8 protein-coding genes are annotated in these 16588 nt (G+C 72.6%); 5 read left to right on the top strand and 3 right to left on the bottom strand.

What is annotated here, in order from left to right; translation table 11 throughout:
• The first annotated feature begins 66 nt into the window (after positions 1-66).
• From WMF11_RS16525 to WMF11_RS16515, 3 genes are read left to right on the top strand one after another with little or no spacing between them, the layout of a single operon-like run.
• Positions 67-1179, top strand: coding sequence for an ArsR/SmtB family transcription factor (locus WMF11_RS16525; RefSeq protein ID WP_437978116.1), 1113 nt, complete (start codon positions 67-69; stop codon positions 1177-1179).
• Entirely contained in the window at positions 1169-2485 is a 1317-nt protein-coding gene (gene ahcY, locus WMF11_RS16520) for an adenosylhomocysteinase (protein ID WP_437552819.1), read from the top strand. Before WMF11_RS16525 ends, ahcY begins: the two co-directional genes overlap by 11 nt.
• A gap of 46 nt (positions 2486-2531) precedes the next feature.
• Positions 2532-4601, top strand: coding sequence for a bifunctional aldolase/short-chain dehydrogenase (locus WMF11_RS16515; RefSeq protein WP_437552818.1), 2070 nt, complete (start codon positions 2532-2534; stop codon positions 4599-4601).
• A 19-nt stretch (positions 4602-4620) separates the two neighbouring features.
• Here WMF11_RS16515 and WMF11_RS16510 read toward each other — a convergent pair whose 3' ends face one another.
• Positions 4621-6126: an MATE family efflux transporter gene (locus WMF11_RS16510; protein WP_437978115.1), complete on the bottom strand. Its 1506-nt coding sequence runs from the start codon at positions 6124-6126 to the stop codon at positions 4621-4623.
• A 65-nt stretch (positions 6127-6191) separates the two neighbouring features.
• A complete protein-coding gene (locus tag WMF11_RS16505) occupies positions 6192-9008 on the bottom strand; it encodes a protein kinase domain-containing protein (protein WP_437978114.1) in 2817 nt (938 codons plus the stop codon).
• A gap of 291 nt (positions 9009-9299) precedes the next feature.
• Between WMF11_RS16505 and WMF11_RS16500 the strand changes: the two genes are divergently transcribed.
• Both WMF11_RS16500 and WMF11_RS16495 read left to right on the top strand, forming a co-directional pair.
• Positions 9300-9794 carry a hypothetical protein gene (locus WMF11_RS16500; RefSeq protein ID WP_437909324.1) on the top strand — a complete coding sequence of 165 codons (495 nt, stop codon included), beginning with the start codon at positions 9300-9302 and terminating at the stop codon, positions 9792-9794.
• A gap of 412 nt (positions 9795-10206) precedes the next feature.
• Positions 10207-12234 (top strand): DsbA family protein, encoded by a 2028-nt coding sequence (locus WMF11_RS16495; protein WP_437978113.1) that lies wholly within the window; start codon positions 10207-10209, stop codon positions 12232-12234.
• 219 nt (positions 12235-12453) lie between these two features.
• On the opposite strand, the gene WMF11_RS16490 is transcribed toward WMF11_RS16495, so the two are convergent.
• Entirely contained in the window at positions 12454-16524 is a 4071-nt protein-coding gene (locus tag WMF11_RS16490; protein ID WP_437978112.1) for a HEAT repeat domain-containing protein, read from the bottom strand.
• Positions 16525-16588 lie beyond the last annotated feature (64 nt).

Raw genomic sequence — 16588 nt, 5'->3', positions numbered from 1 at the left:
CCGAGCGCGTTCAGGGCCTTGCTCAAACTATTTGCATTCATGCGCATCAACACATATATATGAGCCATGGTCTCGGTCGCAGAGACGCCGGCCCAGCCGGAGGAGGCGGTCGCGCGGTGCGAGCTGTACCGGCTGCTGGCGGATCCGGTGCGGGTGCGGCTCCTCGGCCTGGCCGCGGCGGAGGAGCTCGCCGTCGGGGAGCTCGCCGAGCTGCTCCGCGAGGGCCAGCCGAAGATCTCGCGCCACGCGGCCGCGCTCCGTGAGGCGGGGATCCTGCTCGCCAGGCGCCAGGGGACGTGGACGCTGCTCCGCCTGGATCCGCGCGCGACGACCGATCCCGTGGTCGACGACGCGGTGCGCGCGGGCCAGCGCGCGTGCGCGGCGGACGGGACGCTCGCGCGCGTCGAGGAGGTGCTGGCCGCGCGCGACGCCGAGACGCGCGAGTTCTTCGCGCGCGGGGGGCGGCCGTTGCGCCCGGGGCCGCCGGCCGAGCTCGCCGCCTACCTCGCGGCCCTCGCGCCGCTCCTGCCCCATCGGCGGCTGGCGGTCGACGCGGGCACCGGCGACGGGGCGCTGCTCGAGGTGCTGTCGCCCGTCTTCGATCGCGTCGTCGCGCTCGATCGCGCGAGCGCGCAGCTGCAGCTCGCCGGGGAGCGCCTGCGGCGGCGCAGCCTCGAGAACGTCGAGCTGGTGTGCGGCGAGATCGACGGGCCCGAGGTGATCCGGGCCGTGGCGCGCGCGCTCGGCGGTGATCCTCCGGAGGCCGGCGAGGCCCTCTCCGGGGGCGCCGACGTTGTCTTCGCGGCGCGCGTGCTGCACCACGCGCCTCAGCCGGCGAAGGCGATGCGCGCGCTCGTCGAGCTCGCGCGGCCGGCCGCGCCCGGCCGCGGCGACGACGCTCACGCCCGCGGGGGCGCGGTGTGCGTGCTCGATTACGAGGCGCACCACGATCAGGCCCTCCGGGAGCAGGAGGCGGACATCTGGCTCGGCTTCTCGCCGGGCGACCTCCGAGGCCTCGCCGAGGAGGCCGGGCTCTCCGGCGTCGAGCTCCGGCGGCTGCCGTCCGCATGGCAGGGCGAAGGCCCGGATCGACACCTGGTTTGGCAGCTGCTCGTCGGCTGGCGCGGCGCGCGCACAAGCGCATTCACCGAAAAGGCAAAGGGACACCATGACTGCTGAGAAGAAGCTCTCCTACAAGGTCGCCGACATCACGCTCGCGGACTGGGGTCGCAAGGAGATCCGCATCGCCGAGAAGGAGATGCCCGGGCTGATGGCGCTCAGGGCGGAGTACGGCCCGACGCAGCCGCTCAAGGGCGCGCGCGTCGCCGGCTGCCTCCACATGACGATCCAGACCGCGGTGCTGATCGAGACGCTGGTGGCCCTCGGCGCGGAGGTCACCTGGACGAGCTGCAACATCTACTCGACGCAGGACCACGCGGCGGCGGCGATCGCGGCGGCCGGCATCCCGGTCTTCGCGTGGAAGGGCGAGACCCTCGAGGAGTACGACTGGTGCATCGAGCAGCAGCTCTACGCCTTCAAGGGCGGCAAGGGGCCCAACATGATCCTCGACGACGGCGGCGATCTCACGATCGTCGCCCACGAGAAGCACCCGGAGCTCTTCACCGGCGCCGACCCGATCCGCGGGCTCTCCGAGGAGACGACGACCGGCGTGCACCGGCTCTACGAGATGCACCGCGCGGGCAAGCTGAAGGTGCCCGCGATCAACGTCAACGACTCGGTGACGAAGAGCAAGTTCGACAACCTCTACGGTTGCCGCGAGTCGCTGGGCGACGGGATCAAGCGGGCCACCGACGTGATGTTCGCGGGCAAGGTCGCCGTCGTGTGCGGCTACGGCGACGTCGGCAAGGGGTGCGCGCAGTCGCTGCGCGGCCTGGGGGCGCGCGTGATCATCACCGAGATCGACCCGATCTGCGCGCTGCAGGCGGCGATGGAGGGCTACGAGGTGAAGCGCCTCGAGACCGTCGCCCCGGTCGGCGACATCTTCGTCACGGCGACGGGCTGCGAGGACGTCGTCCGGGCGGAGCACATGATCGCGATGAAGGACGAGGCGATCCTCTGCAACATCGGGCACTTCGACTCCGAGATCCAGATCGCGTGGCTCGAGAAGAACCCCGAGATCAAGGAGGAGAGCATCAAGCCGCAGGTCGATCACTTCATCTTCCCGGACGGCAAGCGGCTGATCGTCCTCGCGCGCGGCCGGCTCGTGAACCTCGGGTGCGCCACTGGCCACCCGTCGTTCGTGATGTCGACCTCGTTCTCCAACCAGGTCCTCGCGCAGATCGCCCTGTGGACCGAGAAGCACACGATCGGCGTGCACCTGCTGCCGAAGAAGCTCGACGAGAAGGTCGCGGCGCTGCACCTGCCGAAGCTCGGGGTCGAGCTGACCCAGCTCACGACGGAGCAGGCGAAGTACCTGGGCGTCCCCGCCGAGGGCCCCTTCAAGGCCGAGAACTACCGCTACTGAGCGGCGGGCTTTCGGCGCCTCCGCCGCTGGGGTAGGCGGCCGATCGATGGATCCTCGCCACAGCAAGGACGAAGCCCAGCGCACCCTCGACACCTACGCCTCGACCTGGGGCGAGGATCTCGCCCTCCGCGTCTACACCTCGCGCCTGCTCGGCGCCGATCCGTCGCTCGTCCTCCACGGCGGCGGGAACACGAGCGTCAAGAGCACGGCCGTCGACCTGCTCGGCGATCGCGTCGAGGTGCTCTTCATCAAGGGCAGCGGGTGGGACCTCGCGACCATCGAGCCGCGCGGCTTCCCGGCGTGCCGCCTCGCGCCGCTCCAGCGCGCTTGCGCGCTCGAGGCGATGACCGACGAGCAGATGGTCGCGCTGCTGCGCGGCCAGATGCTGGATCCGGCGAGCCCGACGCCGTCGGTCGAGGCGCTGCTGCACGCGATCATCCCCGCGAAGTTCGTCGATCACACGCACGCGGACGCGGTGCTCGCGGTCATCGATCAGCCCGGCTCGGCCGAGGTCGTCCAGGCGATCTACGGGGACGGCGCGCTCTTCGTGCCGTACGTCATGCCCGGCTTCGCGCTCGCCCGCCGCGTCGCCGAGCTCGTCCGGGAGCGCCTCGCCCGAGGGGCGCTCCCGTCGCTGATGATCCTCGACAAGCACGGCGTCTTCACGTGGGGAGACACCGCCGAGGAGAGCTACACGCGCATGATCGACGCCGTCACGCGCGCCGAGCACTACATCGCCGAGCGCAGCGTGATCGTCTCGCACCCCACGGTCGTGGCGGATCCGGACCTCCGGGCCGCCATCGGGCCGGTCGTCCGCGGAGCGCTCGCCCGCGCGTCGGGGCGCCCCTGGGTCTGCACGCTCCGCACCGGCCTGGAGCTGCTCGCGTTCTGCGCGCGCGACGATCTGGCCAGGGTCTCGCAGATCGGCTGCGCCACGCCGGATCACGTCATCCGCACCAAGGCGCGGCCGCTCGTCATCCACGGCCACGACATCACCGACACGGCGCGCTTCCGCGCGACCGTCGAGCAGGCCATCGCGAGGTACGTGGACGAGTACCACGAGTACTTCCGCCGCTCCTGCGCGGCGCGGGGCGTCGTCCGCGACGAGCTCGATCCGTTCCCGCGGGTGCTGCTGTTCCCCGGGGCGGGCGCGCTGTGCGTGGGCGGCTCCCGCGCCGAGGCGGAGATCGTCGCGGACGTCTACGCCCATACCGTCTCCGTGATCGAGGCCGCCGAGGCGCTCGGCGGGTACCAGCCGGTCCCGGAGCTCGATCTCTTCGACATGGAGTACTGGAGCCTCGAGCAGGCGAAGCTGAAGCTCGGCGCAGGCCCGCGGGGCCAGCTCGATCGACGGATCGCGCTGATCACGGGCGCCGCCTCGGGGATCGGCCACGCGACGGCGGCGGCGTTCCTCGCCGCGGGGGCGCACGTGGCGCTGGCCGATCGCGACGAGGAGTCGCTCGAGAAGGCCGCCGCCGAGCTCGGGGGCCGCTACCGCGGCCGCTGCATGAAGGTCGCCTGCGACGTGCGCAGCGAGGCGAGCGTGCACCGCGCGTTCGCGCAGTGCGCGGCGCACTTCGGCGGCGTCGACGTCGTCGTGTCGAACGCCGGCCGCGCGTTCTCTGGATCCCTCCACACGTCCGAGGGGCACGAGGCGCTGTGCGCGTCGCTCGAGCTGAACCTGCTCGGCCACCAGAACGTCGCCCGCGCGGCGGCGCGGGTGCTGCTCGCGCAGGGCTCAGGCGGCGCGATCCTGTTCAACGCGTCGAAGAGCGCGTTCAACCAGGGGCCCGATTTCGGCCCCTACGGCGTCGCCAAGGCGGCGCTCGTCTCGCTGATGCGCCAGTACGCCGTGGACCTCGGGCCTCAGGGCATCCGGGCCAACGCCGTGAACGCCGACCGGATCCGCACCGCGCTCTTCGGCGCCGGCTTGCTGGAGGCGCGCGCCCGCGCCCGCAACGTCTCGGTCGACGACTACTTCCGCGACAACCTGCTCCGGCGCGAGACCACCGCGGCGGACGTGGCGCAGGCCTTCCTCTACCTCGCGACCGCCGAGGCCACGACGGGCTGCGTCGTGACCGTCGACGGCGGGAACGCCGCCGCTTTCCCGCGCTGAGCCGGTCGGCTCAGCGCGCCTACGCGCTCGCCCCGCCGCCGCCCTCGCCGAGCACGGCCTCGTCGAGGGGCTTCTGGGCGTCGAGCCGGATCTTCTTCCAGTCCCCCGAGCGGAACTTCCACACCATGGTCGCGGCGAGGAGGACCACGTAGACGACGCCGGCGCCCCAGATGCCCATCAGGCCGAAGCCGAGCGTGATGCCGAGCAGCCACGCCAGCGGGACGAGGCAGGTGAAGTGCAGGATGAGCTCCACGACCATCACGAACATCGTGTTGCCCGCGCCGAAGAGCGCCTGCGTGAGGATCATGCCGACCGCGACGAGCGGCGTGCAGATGCCCATGATCTGGAGCGGCCGGAGCGCCGCGGCCTGGACGAGCTCGCTGCTGCTGGCGAACGCGAGGATCTGCGGCGCGAAGATCGCCTCGAGCAGGCCGACGACGCCGAAGATCGCGAGCCCCAGCCGGACGCTGGTCCAGCCGAAGCGCGCGGCCTTGTCGCCGTCCTTCTCGCCGAGCGACTGCGCGACCAGCGTCGCCGTCGATGTGCCGAAGGCGAGGCAGGCCGTGAACGTGAGCTTCAGGATGCCGACGATCACCGTGGTCGCGGCGCCGTACACCGGCTCCGCGCGGCCGCCGGGACAGAGCGGCGAGACGACGCCCGCCGGCGCGACCTGGTCGAGCTTGCTGGCGATCGCGTAGAAGAGGGCGAAGCCCGTCATGATCGCGACGGTCGCGACGGCGCTCGGGATCGACAGCCGGAGGATGGACCAGACGAGCGGGGCCGAGAGCTTGCTCGTGGCGAACGGGCGGTAGCGGCGCCGGTACTCCGGCAGGAGCGCGTACGCGAGCATGATCGCGAGGCCGACGTAGGTCGAGATGAAGCCGGCCATGCCCGCGCCGGCGATGCCGTACTTCGGGATGCCGAGCGAGGCGTTGCCGAAGATGAGCAGGAGGCAGAGCACGATGTTCAGCCCGTTCATCGCGAGGGCCGAGATCAGGTGGATGTGCGTCTTGCCGATCCCGTCGAAGAACGCCTTCAGCGCGAACGTCGCCGCCATCGACGTCACGCCGAGCAGGCGCCAGCCGAGGTAGTCGAGCGCCGCCTGCCGCGCGTCCGGCACCTTGATGATGACGGACAGGATGTACGGCATCGTCAGGTACCCGATCGCGGAGAACACGACGCCGGCGACGATCGCGAAGAACAGGGCGTTCGCGAGGACCGCGCCGGCGTCCCCGGGGCGATTCTCGGCGAAGCGGCGCGCCGTGAACGCCTGCGTGCCCACCGAGATCGCGCTGAGCGAGCCCCCGAACAGCCACAGGACGATCAGCGACGGCAAGAGCGCCGCGTGCGCGTTCGAGGACTCGGGGCACGGCAGGTGCGCGAAGAAGACGATGTCGACCTCGTTGACGATGCTCTGGGTGAGCATCGCCGCCACGGTCGGCAGCGCGAGCCGCAGGATGGCGCGATGGGGTGGGCCCGAAGTAACGGCGTTCGAACCCGGCGCGGACAAGGCGATCTGAGCCATCGCAGGCTGCGCGGTATACAACGCCGCGGCCCATGCGCGAGCGAAATGCGCCGCGCGACGCGCGGCTACTCCGCTTTCGCGACCCGGGACCGCCGCTTGTGACGGCGCCGCTTCGCTTCGCTGCGATCCTCGTGCGCGTCTTTCGCCGCCGTGTCAGCCTCGCCACGCGCGGGTGTCGGGGCGGCCGACTCGCGCGCCGCGGACGAGGACGATCGCTCGCGCGCCTTCGGCTCGCGCTTCGCGACCTCGCGGGAGGCGCGATCCGCCGCGCCGCGCGCCGCAGGTTTGTCGGCCTTCGGCGCCGGCGCGCGCGCGGTCATCGCCGAGGCGCGCCGGGCGGGCTCGTCCCTCGCGGGCGGCTTCGCCGCGTCGCTCTTCGCGATGGCGGCCTGCGCAGGCGACACGAACGCCGCAGGCTGCGCGGCTCCCTCTCGGGGCGCGGCGGCATCGGAGCCGGCGGGCACAGCCGCGAGGGCCGAAGGCGTGGCGCTCCCCTGCCCTGCCGCGCTGGCCGCCGCGAGCGCTGCCGCGACGGACGCCGGCGCGTAGGAGGCTGCCGCGAGCGCGCCGCCCGCCGGCGCCTCCGCGGCTGCGGCGAGCGACCGCGCCTCCGCAGCTGCCGCCGGCGCCTCCGCGGCGACCGCCGGCGCAGCGGGCTGCGCCTCGTCGCCCGACGACGCGGCCGCCTCGCCCGCAGCGCCGACGAGCGCAGCGACCGCGGGGACACGGGCCACCAGCTCGCGCCCCTTGCCGACGACCAGCACGCCCGCGAGCGTCATCGCGGCGGCGACCGCGGCGAACCCCATCGCGCGGCGGCGGGTGCGCGCGCGAGCAGGTCGCCCCAGCGCCTCCAGGATGGCCTTTCGCATCTCGGCGGCGCTCTGGAAGCGGACGCTCGGGTGACGGGCCAGCGCGCGCATCACCAGATCGTCGACGAACGTCGGGATCTGCCGGGTCGGCGCGCGCTCGCGGAGACGCTCGGGGCTGCCCTTGATCTTCGCGTCGATCAGCGCGACGAGGCTCTGCTCGACGAACGGCAGGCGCCCCGTGAGCATCTCGTAGAGGACGCAGCCGAGCGCGTAGAGATCGGCGCGCCCGTCGATGCGCCCCGACGCGGCCTGCTCGGGGGCCATGTACTCGGGCGTCCCGACGATCGCGACCGCGGCTCGGGCTGGCCCTTCGCCGGCGCCCGTCTCGTCTATGACGCCGTCGGCCTCGCCGCGATCGTCGGCGAGGCGCTTCGCGAGCCCGAAATCGAGCAGCTTCAGGCCGGCGTCCGCGAGGGAGAGCGCCCCCTCGGCGCCGCGCGGGCGCGTCATGAAGAGGTTCTCGGGCTTGATGTCCCGGTGAACGAGCCCCTCGGCGTGCGCGAGCTCGAGCGCGCTCAGCACCTTGGCGGCCATCGCGAGCGCGTCCCTCCAGTCGATCGCGCCGCCGCGGACGAGCAGGGCGTCGAGCGTCTCGCCCTCCAGGAGGTCCATGGCGCAGAACAGCCGGCCGTCCGCGGCCATGCCGAAATCGTGGACCTTCACGAGGTGCTCGTGGGAGAGGCGCGAGAGGACGCGGGCCTCGCGGCGGAAGCGGCTCGCGATCACGTCGGTCGCCGACTGCTCCGCCGAGACGACCTTGAGCGCCACGCGGCGCCCCAGATCGACGTGCTCCGCCTCGTGGACGGTGCTGCTCGCGCCCGTCCCGATCTCGCGCAGCAGCCGGTAGCGCGTGCCGGGCAGCGTGCCGTCGTCCACGCGCTCGGCGGAGGCCATGGCCTCGGCGCGCGGGCTCACCGGCGTGACGGCCGTGGCGCGATGGGCCTTGGCGGCGGCGACGAGGGCCGCGAACTCGCCGCGCGAGCGCCCCGGCTCGCCAGGGAACAGGCGCTGCATCAGGTGCGCGGCCCGCGCGCGCACGCCGCGTTCGCCGCCAGGCAGGGCGACCGCCGCCCCGAGGAGCGCGGCGAGGTCGCGCGCGGCGGCGCGGCTCGACGGGTACCGGGCCTCGCGGTCGAAGGCCGTGAGCCGCCCGATGGCGGCGTCGAGCGCCGACGGGGCCCCGAGCGACAGCGCGATCGGCGGCGGGTCGTTCTGGTTGCGCGCGACCGCGGCCATGTGCGTCTGCGCGTCGCCCTGGAGGAACCGGCGCCCGGCGCACAGCTCCCAGAGCATGATCCCGAGCGCATAGAGATCGACCCGCGCGTCGCCCGGGTCGCCGTTGGCGACCTCCGGCGCGACGTAGCCCGGCTTCGCGAAGACGACGCCCGCGACCGTGTGGCAGCGCCGGTTCTGCCCGCGGGCGGTGCCGAAATCGATGATCTTCACGTCGCCGGCGAAGCCGAGCATCACGTTCTGCGGCGACAGATCGCGGTGGACGATGGCGAGCGCGGCGCCCGACGGGTCCCTGCGCTCGTGCACGTGGGCGAGCGCCTCGGCGATCATCGTCGCGATCGCGACCGCCTCCGCCCAGTCGAAGCGGTGCCCGAGCTGCACCGCGCGGGCCCGGACCTCGCCGAGGCTCCGGCCCTCGACGTGCTCGACCACCGCGTACGGCTCCCCCGTCGCGGGGTCGACGTCCGCCTCGATGACCTGCGCGACGCCTGAGTGCTGGAGCTGCGCCTGCACACGCGCTTCGTCCAGGAAGCGGGCGATGTAGCTCGGATCGGACGCGTGCTCGCGGCGGATGATCTTCACGACGACGGGGCGCTCGGCGCCTTCCAGCCCGGTCGTGGAGGCGAGGAACACCTCCCCCATGCCTCCCCGAGCGATGCGCCGCAGGAGCACGTAACGGCCGAGCGGCCGGGGAACATCATCCGCGGCGAAGCCGCTCTTGGTGGGCTCGTGCGAGGGCGGAGGAACCGGGCGAGGCACGGTCGCGGAGGAGTTCGCCATGAAGCGAACCTACCGGATGTAGGACAAGGTGGGCCAAGTTCGCGCGAAACGCTGCGCGACGCGGAAATCGCCCGTGCTCCTGCTGGCGCGGGCCGCTCGAACCACCGTTTCGACACAGGGGATCTTCAACTTATCCACAGAGTTATCCACACCCTGTCGACAAGTGGCGTCCTCCGGGCGGTACCCTGGAGAAGCGTCGGGATCCGTCCAGGAAGACCCCGAAGTGCCGCGTTCCCGCGGGGATCCGGGCCATTGCTCTCCCTGCACGCCTCGGCTAATCCTTGGCGAGGGATGTCGCGACACGCTGTCCAGCGCCTGATGACCGTGCTGACGTTCGCGTTGGCGCTGGTCCTGCCGCTGACAGCGCGCGCTGCGATCGTCCCCGTGTGCGAGGACGACCGGATGACGATCGTCGCCCCGCCGGACGAGCCGTCGTGCACCGTCTTGACCAGCGTCGACGATGCGACGGGCGAGACGAGGTACGCGCCCATCTGCGATCCCCGCGGAGCTTCCTCGGTCGCTCCGCCCCGCACCCTCCCGATCACCGACGCGCGGATCGACGCGGCGCCAGGCTGCGCTGGGAGCGATGGCGGGCCGATGGTCGGGCCGAACTCGCGGCACCCCGGCCCTGTGAGCGAGCTCTCCAGCGCCCCGCAGCAGGCGTTGCTCCTTCCTGACCTCGTCCTCCCTGCTCCGCACGCGTCGGTCTCGCTCTCCTCGTTCGCGGCGGTCTCCGGAGGACCGCGTCCCGGCGTCGCGCAGGGCGTCTACCACCCGCCTCGATGAGGCGAGCTCGCCGGCAGCCCGCCCCCGATCGCGCCGCGTGGTCTCTCGTGGACCGCAGCTCTCGGCGCGAGGGCGGCGCTGCCGCGAGGTCCGGAGCGCTTGCCGGTCTGACCCGAGCCTCCTAGGCGCTGGTCCGGTCCCACGTCGCGCAGGCTCGCCCTCTCGAGGGCGACGTGCAAGCCGCGCCCGAGGCCGGTCGCTGGCGCCGGCGTGAGGGGTCGAGAGCGGTCCTGGCGCTCCGCCGGGGGCTGCGCCGCGCGCACGCGGCGGAGGCTCCCTCGGCCCGGGGTGGCTCGCCGCCCCGGGAGGTCACGATTGGCGATCTTGTCGCGGGCGCTGCACCCGGTGCCGCGCCCGCGTTGAAGGAGGGGCCCGCCTGGCGGAGCCCCACCACGTTGAGAGAGGAAACATCATGAACAAGGGAACAGCCATCGTCGGCTTTCTTCTCTGCTTCATCGCAGGGATGGGGCTGATGTGGAGCATCGATCGGAGCGCCGGCTCGCGCGGACCTCACGAGATCGTGAGCGCTGACGACGGTCAGCCGTGGACCGACGAGGAAGCGGCGGTCCCGGTGTCGTCGAAGGACCCCATGTGGGGCACGCGGGCGGCGCCGGTGACGATGGTCGTCTTCAGCGACTTCGAGTGTCCGTTCTGCAGCAAGGTCGAGACGACGATCAACCAGCTCAAGGACAAGTACGGTCCTGAGAAGCTGCGCATCATCTGGAAGAACAACCCGCTCCCCTTCCACAAGAACGCGCGCCCGGCGTCGCTCGCGGCCGAGACCGTGTTCCGCCTCGGCGGCTCGAAGGCGTTCTGGAAGTTCCACGAGCTGGCCTTCCAGAACCAGAAGAGCCTCACGCCCGAGAACTTCGAGAAGTGGGCCGGCGACGCCGGCGTCGACAGGGCGAAGTTCAAGGCGGCGTTCGATCGGCAGGAGTACATGGCCAAGATCGACGCCGACATGGCGGTCGGCAAGAGCTCGGGCGTCACCGGCACGCCCGCCTCGATCATCAACGGCGTGTTCCTGAGCGGCGCTCAGCCGATCGACAAGTTCACGTCCGTCATCGACGAGCAGCTCAAGGCCGCGCAGGCGGCGGTCGCCGCCGGGACCAAGCCCGACAAGGTGTACGCGAAGCTCGCAGCGGAGAACAAGGCGAAGGCGCCGCCGCAGAAGGACCGCGAGCGCCCGCAGGAGGACGACAAGACCGTCTGGAAGGTGCCCGTCGGCGACGCGCCGGCGAAGGGCCCGGCCACCGCGCTGGTCACCATCGTCGAGTGGTCCGACTTCCAGTGCCCGTTCTGCTCCAAGGTCGTCCCGACCCTCGACGAGATCCTCACGACCTACGGGGACAAGGTCCGGGTCGTCTGGAAGAACAACCCGCTCCCGTTCCACCAGCGCGCCGAGCCCGCGGCTGAGCTCGCCATGGAGGCCCGCGCGCAGAAGGGCGAGAAGGGCTTCTGGGACGCGTACTACCTGCTCTGGAAGAACCAGCAGAAGCTCAACGACGAGGACCTGCTCGGCTACGCCAAGGAGCTCGGGCTCGACGTCGAGAAGGTGAAGGCCGCGATCGCCACCAAGAAGTTCGGCGCGTCCATCGCCGCCGATCAGGAGCTCGCGGACGACCTGCAGGCGTCCGGGACCCCGCACTTCTTCATCAACGGCCGCCGGCTCGTCGGCGCGCAGCCGCTCGACAAGTTCAAGGCGATCATCGACGAGGAGATCAAGAAGTCGGAGGCGCTGCTCGCCAAGGGCGTCGCGGCCAAGGACCTCTACGCCGAGATCATCAAGGACGGCAAGGAGCCGCCGCCGCCCGAGCGCAAGGAGGTCTCCGCGCCGGCGCCGAACAGCCCGTGGAAGGGCGGCGAGAAGGCCAAGGTCGTGATGCAGGTCTTCTCGGACTTCGAGTGCCCGTTCTGCAAGCGCGTCGAGGACACGGTCTCCCAGATCTCGAAGACCTACGGCGACAAGCTGAAGATCGTGTGGCGCCACCGGCCGCTGCCGATGCACAAGAACGCGCCGCTCGCGTCCGAGGCCGCGCAGGAGGCCTACACGCAGAAGGGCAACGCCGGGTTCTGGGCGTACCACGAGGTGCTCTTCAAGAATCAGGGGCAGCCGGACGCCTTCTCGCGCGCCTCGCTCGAGAAGTACGCCGAGGAGCAGGGCCTCGACATGACGAAGTTCAAGAAGGCGCTCGACGCGAACACCCACAAGGCGTTCGTGGACTCCGAGAACTCCGTGGCGGACAAGGCGGGCATCAGCGGGACGCCGGCGTTCGTCGTGAACGGCTACTTCATCAGCGGCGCGCAGCCGTTCTCGAAGTTCAAGAAGCTCATCGACAAGGCCATGAAGGAGGCCGGCGAGACCGCGCCCGCCGGGCTGCCCGCCAAGAGGCCGGCGCCCGCCACGCAGCCGGCCGCCGCCCCCGCCGCGCCGAAGTGAACCGCCGCTGCGCGGTTCGCTCACTCCCCTTCCCCTGACCCTCCCTGAAGCCCACCCGACGGGCGGCTCCCGCTGAGCGGCCGAGCCGCCCGCCTCCCCGCGCGACGCGGGCTCAACCTCCTTCTGCGCGCGTCGCCCGTGAGGCGCCGGCGCGCCGCTCCCACGGGAGGCGGCGCGGCGAGCCGCCCGCCCGCCGCCACCCGCTCCATGGTTGCGGCGTCAGCCGGTGGTGCGGAACCGCGAGCGCCCCTCGGAGATCCACCACGCGCGGTAGCGCTCCTGGGCGGCCTCCCGCTCCTGCCGCGGCAGGTCCTCGTAGTACCCGAAGTACTCCTTGGTGACGCCCTTCAGCTCGTCGATCGCCGCGCGGCGGATGGCGGGCTTCTCGTGCGTGAGCGCGTCGATGATCCACTCGATGCGATGGCGCTCGCCGTTCCTCGACCACCACGACAGCCACCTGCGCGCGTCTCGGCCGAGATCGTCCCGCGTGACGACGACCAGCGCCCGCGCCGCCGCCTCGACGATCGCCTCGTGAGGGTCGGTGAGCGCGCTGATGAGCGCCGGCACGCTGGCTCCCGAGCGGATCTCGGTCATCGTCTCGATGGCCGCGAGCCGCCGCGCGGGCGCCTCCTCGCGGTCGCGCGCGATGTGGTCGAGCCCCTGCAGGATCGGGCCGCCCGCAGGCGGCGCCGCGATCAGCGAGGCGGCCGACTGGATCGCGATCCGCCGCACGGCGATGCTGTCGTCGAAGAGCCGTGGGAGCAGCGCGTTGGCGGCCTCCGGGTACGTCAGCTCGCCGAGCACGTGCGTGGCCCACAGGCGCACCTCGGGATCGGGCGAGGAGCTCCGCACGGTCATGAAGGGCAGCGCCGGGCGCCGGATCGCGACGATGAGCTCGAGCAGCGGCCCGCACTGCGAGGCGGGGGGCACGGTGGCGACGATCGCGGCGCCCTCCGGGCCGGCGAGCTGCTCACGGAAGCGCTGGCGATCGACCCGGAGCGGACCGGGAAACCGCGCGGCGACGACCGAGATCGCCGTGTCGCCGTTGCGCACGAGCTCGGCGAACGCCCTCGCGCCGGCCTCGCCGCCCGAGAGGACATGTTGAAGGAGCGAGGTGTATTCCGCGCGCAAGTCGCCGGCCGGCGACGGCGAGACGGCGGCGCGCCGCTCGGACGGGGGCCTCGCGTACGCCGTGGCGGTCTCGACGGCAACAGGCGTACGGCGGCGCCATGAAGGCCGCCCCGTGGCCGGCGCCGGCCCGAGCTCCCGGTGCTCTTCTGCGCCCGGCGTGATCGAGCTGTCGAGCATCCACGGAGGCCGTGAGTACCGCTTCGTCCGCGCCTCTTCCGGCTCGCCGAGATCGAGGTCCTCCGACGCCGAAGGGACCGGCGCGGCGGGGATCTCGAGGTCGGGGATCTCGTCGATGATCGCCGGCGCCGACGACGCCGCGGCGCGCGGCGCAGGCAGCGGCGTGATCGCCGGCATCATCGGCGCTGTGACCGCCGGCATCATGGGCGGCGTGATCGCCGGCATCATCGGCGCCGTGACGGCCGTGCCGGAGACGACGTCCGCGTCCACCTCGAGGCCCGACCGGAACTGCGGCTCGGAGCCCATGCGCTGCGCGTGCGGCGTCGGGGCCGGCGGGATCGTCGAGCTGAAGGCCATCGCATGCGCGACACCTTCGTCCGGCCGCACGGGCTCGGTCTCCACGCCGGTGCCGCGAAGGCCGAAGGCCCGCGCGACGGCGTCGATCCCGGAAGCGCCGTCCTCCGTTGTCCAGCCGCCCTGCGGCCGCACGGCCTGCGGCGCGGCGTCGGAGGGCTCGGCGGGCGGGGGCTCTCCCGCGTCGCGGTCTGCGTCCGCCGCAGGCAGCTGCGCGCCCGCGGCGGCGACGTGCGAGCCGTGCGCGTCCGCGCGGACCATGCTGCTCAGCTCCATGAGCGCGGCGCGGGTGCGGAGGGAGAGCGGTCCCTCCGTGGCCTGCTCGTCCATCGGCGCAGCGGCGTCGTCAGAACGGGCGGGCGCGGGATGCGGCGGCGCGGGATGCGGCGGCGCGGGATGCGGCGGCGCGGGCGCCTTCTGCTGCGGCGTGGCGGCCTCGTGGGGCGCCGGGCCGTCGCTTTGCTGGGCTCCGCCGCTGCGGTTCTGCTTCTTTCGCAGGATGAGCCGCTCCAGCACCGTCGCCGCGATGCCGGCGAGCGCGATGAGGTCTCCGATGCTCGAGAGCTCGACCGAGGTGGCGCCGTCGTCGCCGTAGACGAGCGCGACGACGCGGCTGCGCACGACGATCGGGACCACCGCCACGGCGGCCGCATGGACCTTCCTTCCGAGCTCGCGCTGGAGCTCGGCGTCAGGCGCGCTGCCGGCGACGGCGGTGACGACCGGCGCGCGGAGCGCACGCGCCCTGGCGAGGGCGCTCGGACGTTCGAAGGGCACGGCGATCTTCGTGACGCGCTCGCGCTCGGCGCCTGGACCTGAAGCGTTGCGGCCTTCGGCGCGCTCGCCGTGCACCGTGAACAGGACCGTGTACTCGAAGTACTGTTGAGCGAAGTCGAAGAGGACCCCGAGCACCTCTTCGCTCGATCCGACGGCGGCGAGCGCCTGCTCGGCCATGGCCAGCGTGAAGGGGCCTTTCCGCTTCGGCGCGGCGGACGCAGACCGTCCCGCCTCCCGCATGGCGACCTTCGCCGCCGGCGCGCTCGAGGAGAGCTCGCGTCGCTCCGCCGGAGTTGCCGCAGGTGCCGACACTGCGGGCGCCGGCGCCGCAGGCGCTGACGGCACGGGTACCGGCGCCTCAGGTGTCGAACCTGCGGGTAGCGATGCCGCCGTTGTCGACGCCGTGGACGCGGATCCGTGGGGCTGCTGCTGGAGCGCCGCAGCGGCTCCCGGCAGCGGCTCTTGCTGCGGCCGGTGTGCAGCAGAGGCCCGCTTCAGCCAGCCCGTCAGGAGCCGAGTGCCTGGCGCTGGCGAACGCACGCTGGACAGCGCCGACGCCGGCGAAGCCGCTGCTTTCGGGGCCGGCTCCGGGATTTCGACGGGCGGCGCCGGGGCTTCCACGCGCGGCGGCGTGCGCGCGGCCTCCGATGGCGCCAGCGGCGAGAGGTGCGGCGCGAGCTGCTCGGAGCGCGGCGTCGGCACTGCCGGCTCGATCGCCGGCTCTTCCTGCAGCGCGGCCGCCTGGCCGGTAGGCGCGGCCGCTTCACCAGGTGCTGGCGCGGCGCGCGGTGAAGCGACCGCCTCGACCCGAGGCATGTGCGCCTCGGGATTGCGGAGCAAGGAGAGATCGAGCGGATACGCAGCGACGACCGTCGGCTCGTCATCCATCTCATGAAGCGGCGGCTTCCTCGGCGTGGGCACCGCCTCGTTGAGCGAGACGTCCGCGACGACCGTGTCCTCGTCGTAGATCGAGGTCAGCGATTCGACCGTCGGAGCATCCTCGATGCTGGGTCGCTGTTGCTGGGTCTCAGCGGCATCCTCGGGCTCGTCGACGCTGGCCAGCGAAGCCGCATCGACCCCTGGAGGTGACGTGGGGCGGACCCCTGCCGGTGAATCCGCATCGGCGCCGAGGGGCGAGGCGGCAGCGAGCTCGGCCGATGGATCCTCGACGACCTCGGCAGGCGAACTCGTGTCGATCTGCGCGGACGAGCTCGCGTCGACCGCCGCGTGCGGAGCCGCGTCGGTGCCCGCAGGTGAGGCGGGCGGCGGCGCCGGCGCCGGCGGGACCGCAGGGCCAGGCTCGTTCGCCGGGTTCGGCTCGTTCGACTCGTCGGGGCTCGGCTCGGCGCGCGCGTCGAGCTGCTTCACCAGCCGCGACAACCGCCGCTCCAGGGCCACGCCGTAGTGCTCGGCGAGCGCCTGGCGGATGCGCACCAGCGGCGCGGCGAGCTGCCGCAGGCTGACCCCCAGCGCGAAGCTCAGCTCCTCCGCCACGGGCAACGCGAGGGGCTCTGCCGTGGCGATGACGAGCGTCGCCTCGCGCTGCGGGGCTCCCGTCGCTGCTACGTCGAGGCCTGCGCGTACGTCGAGGGGGAACACGCGGTGCTGGACCGCAAGATCGACGGGGATCGTCCGGAGCACCTCGGGCGACGCGGGCCGCAGCCGGCCCACCGCGGGCGGGAGCCCGAGGCTCTCCGCGAGCAGCGCCGTGAGCTCTCGCTCACGCACCGCACCCAGCTCCAGCACATTCGTGGCGAGATCGCCGCCGTGGAGCACTTGGCGGGCGATCGCCTCCTCGACCACCCGCATCGAGGTAACCCCATGCTGCACGAGGAGAGAGCTCAGCGTCGGCATCGAGGCGCATTCATCGGTGGGCGGTGGAAGTTGGAGCACGCTCGCGACGTGCGGCCCCGTCCAT

Origin of the sequence: Sorangium sp. So ce295, assembly GCF_051527405.1 — a bacterium.
Classification (GTDB): domain Bacteria; phylum Myxococcota_A; class Polyangia; order Polyangiales; family Polyangiaceae; genus Sorangium; species Sorangium cellulosum_B.
The sequence above is the reverse complement of the archived record's forward strand: the minus strand, read 5'-3'. Positions and strand labels throughout refer to the sequence as shown.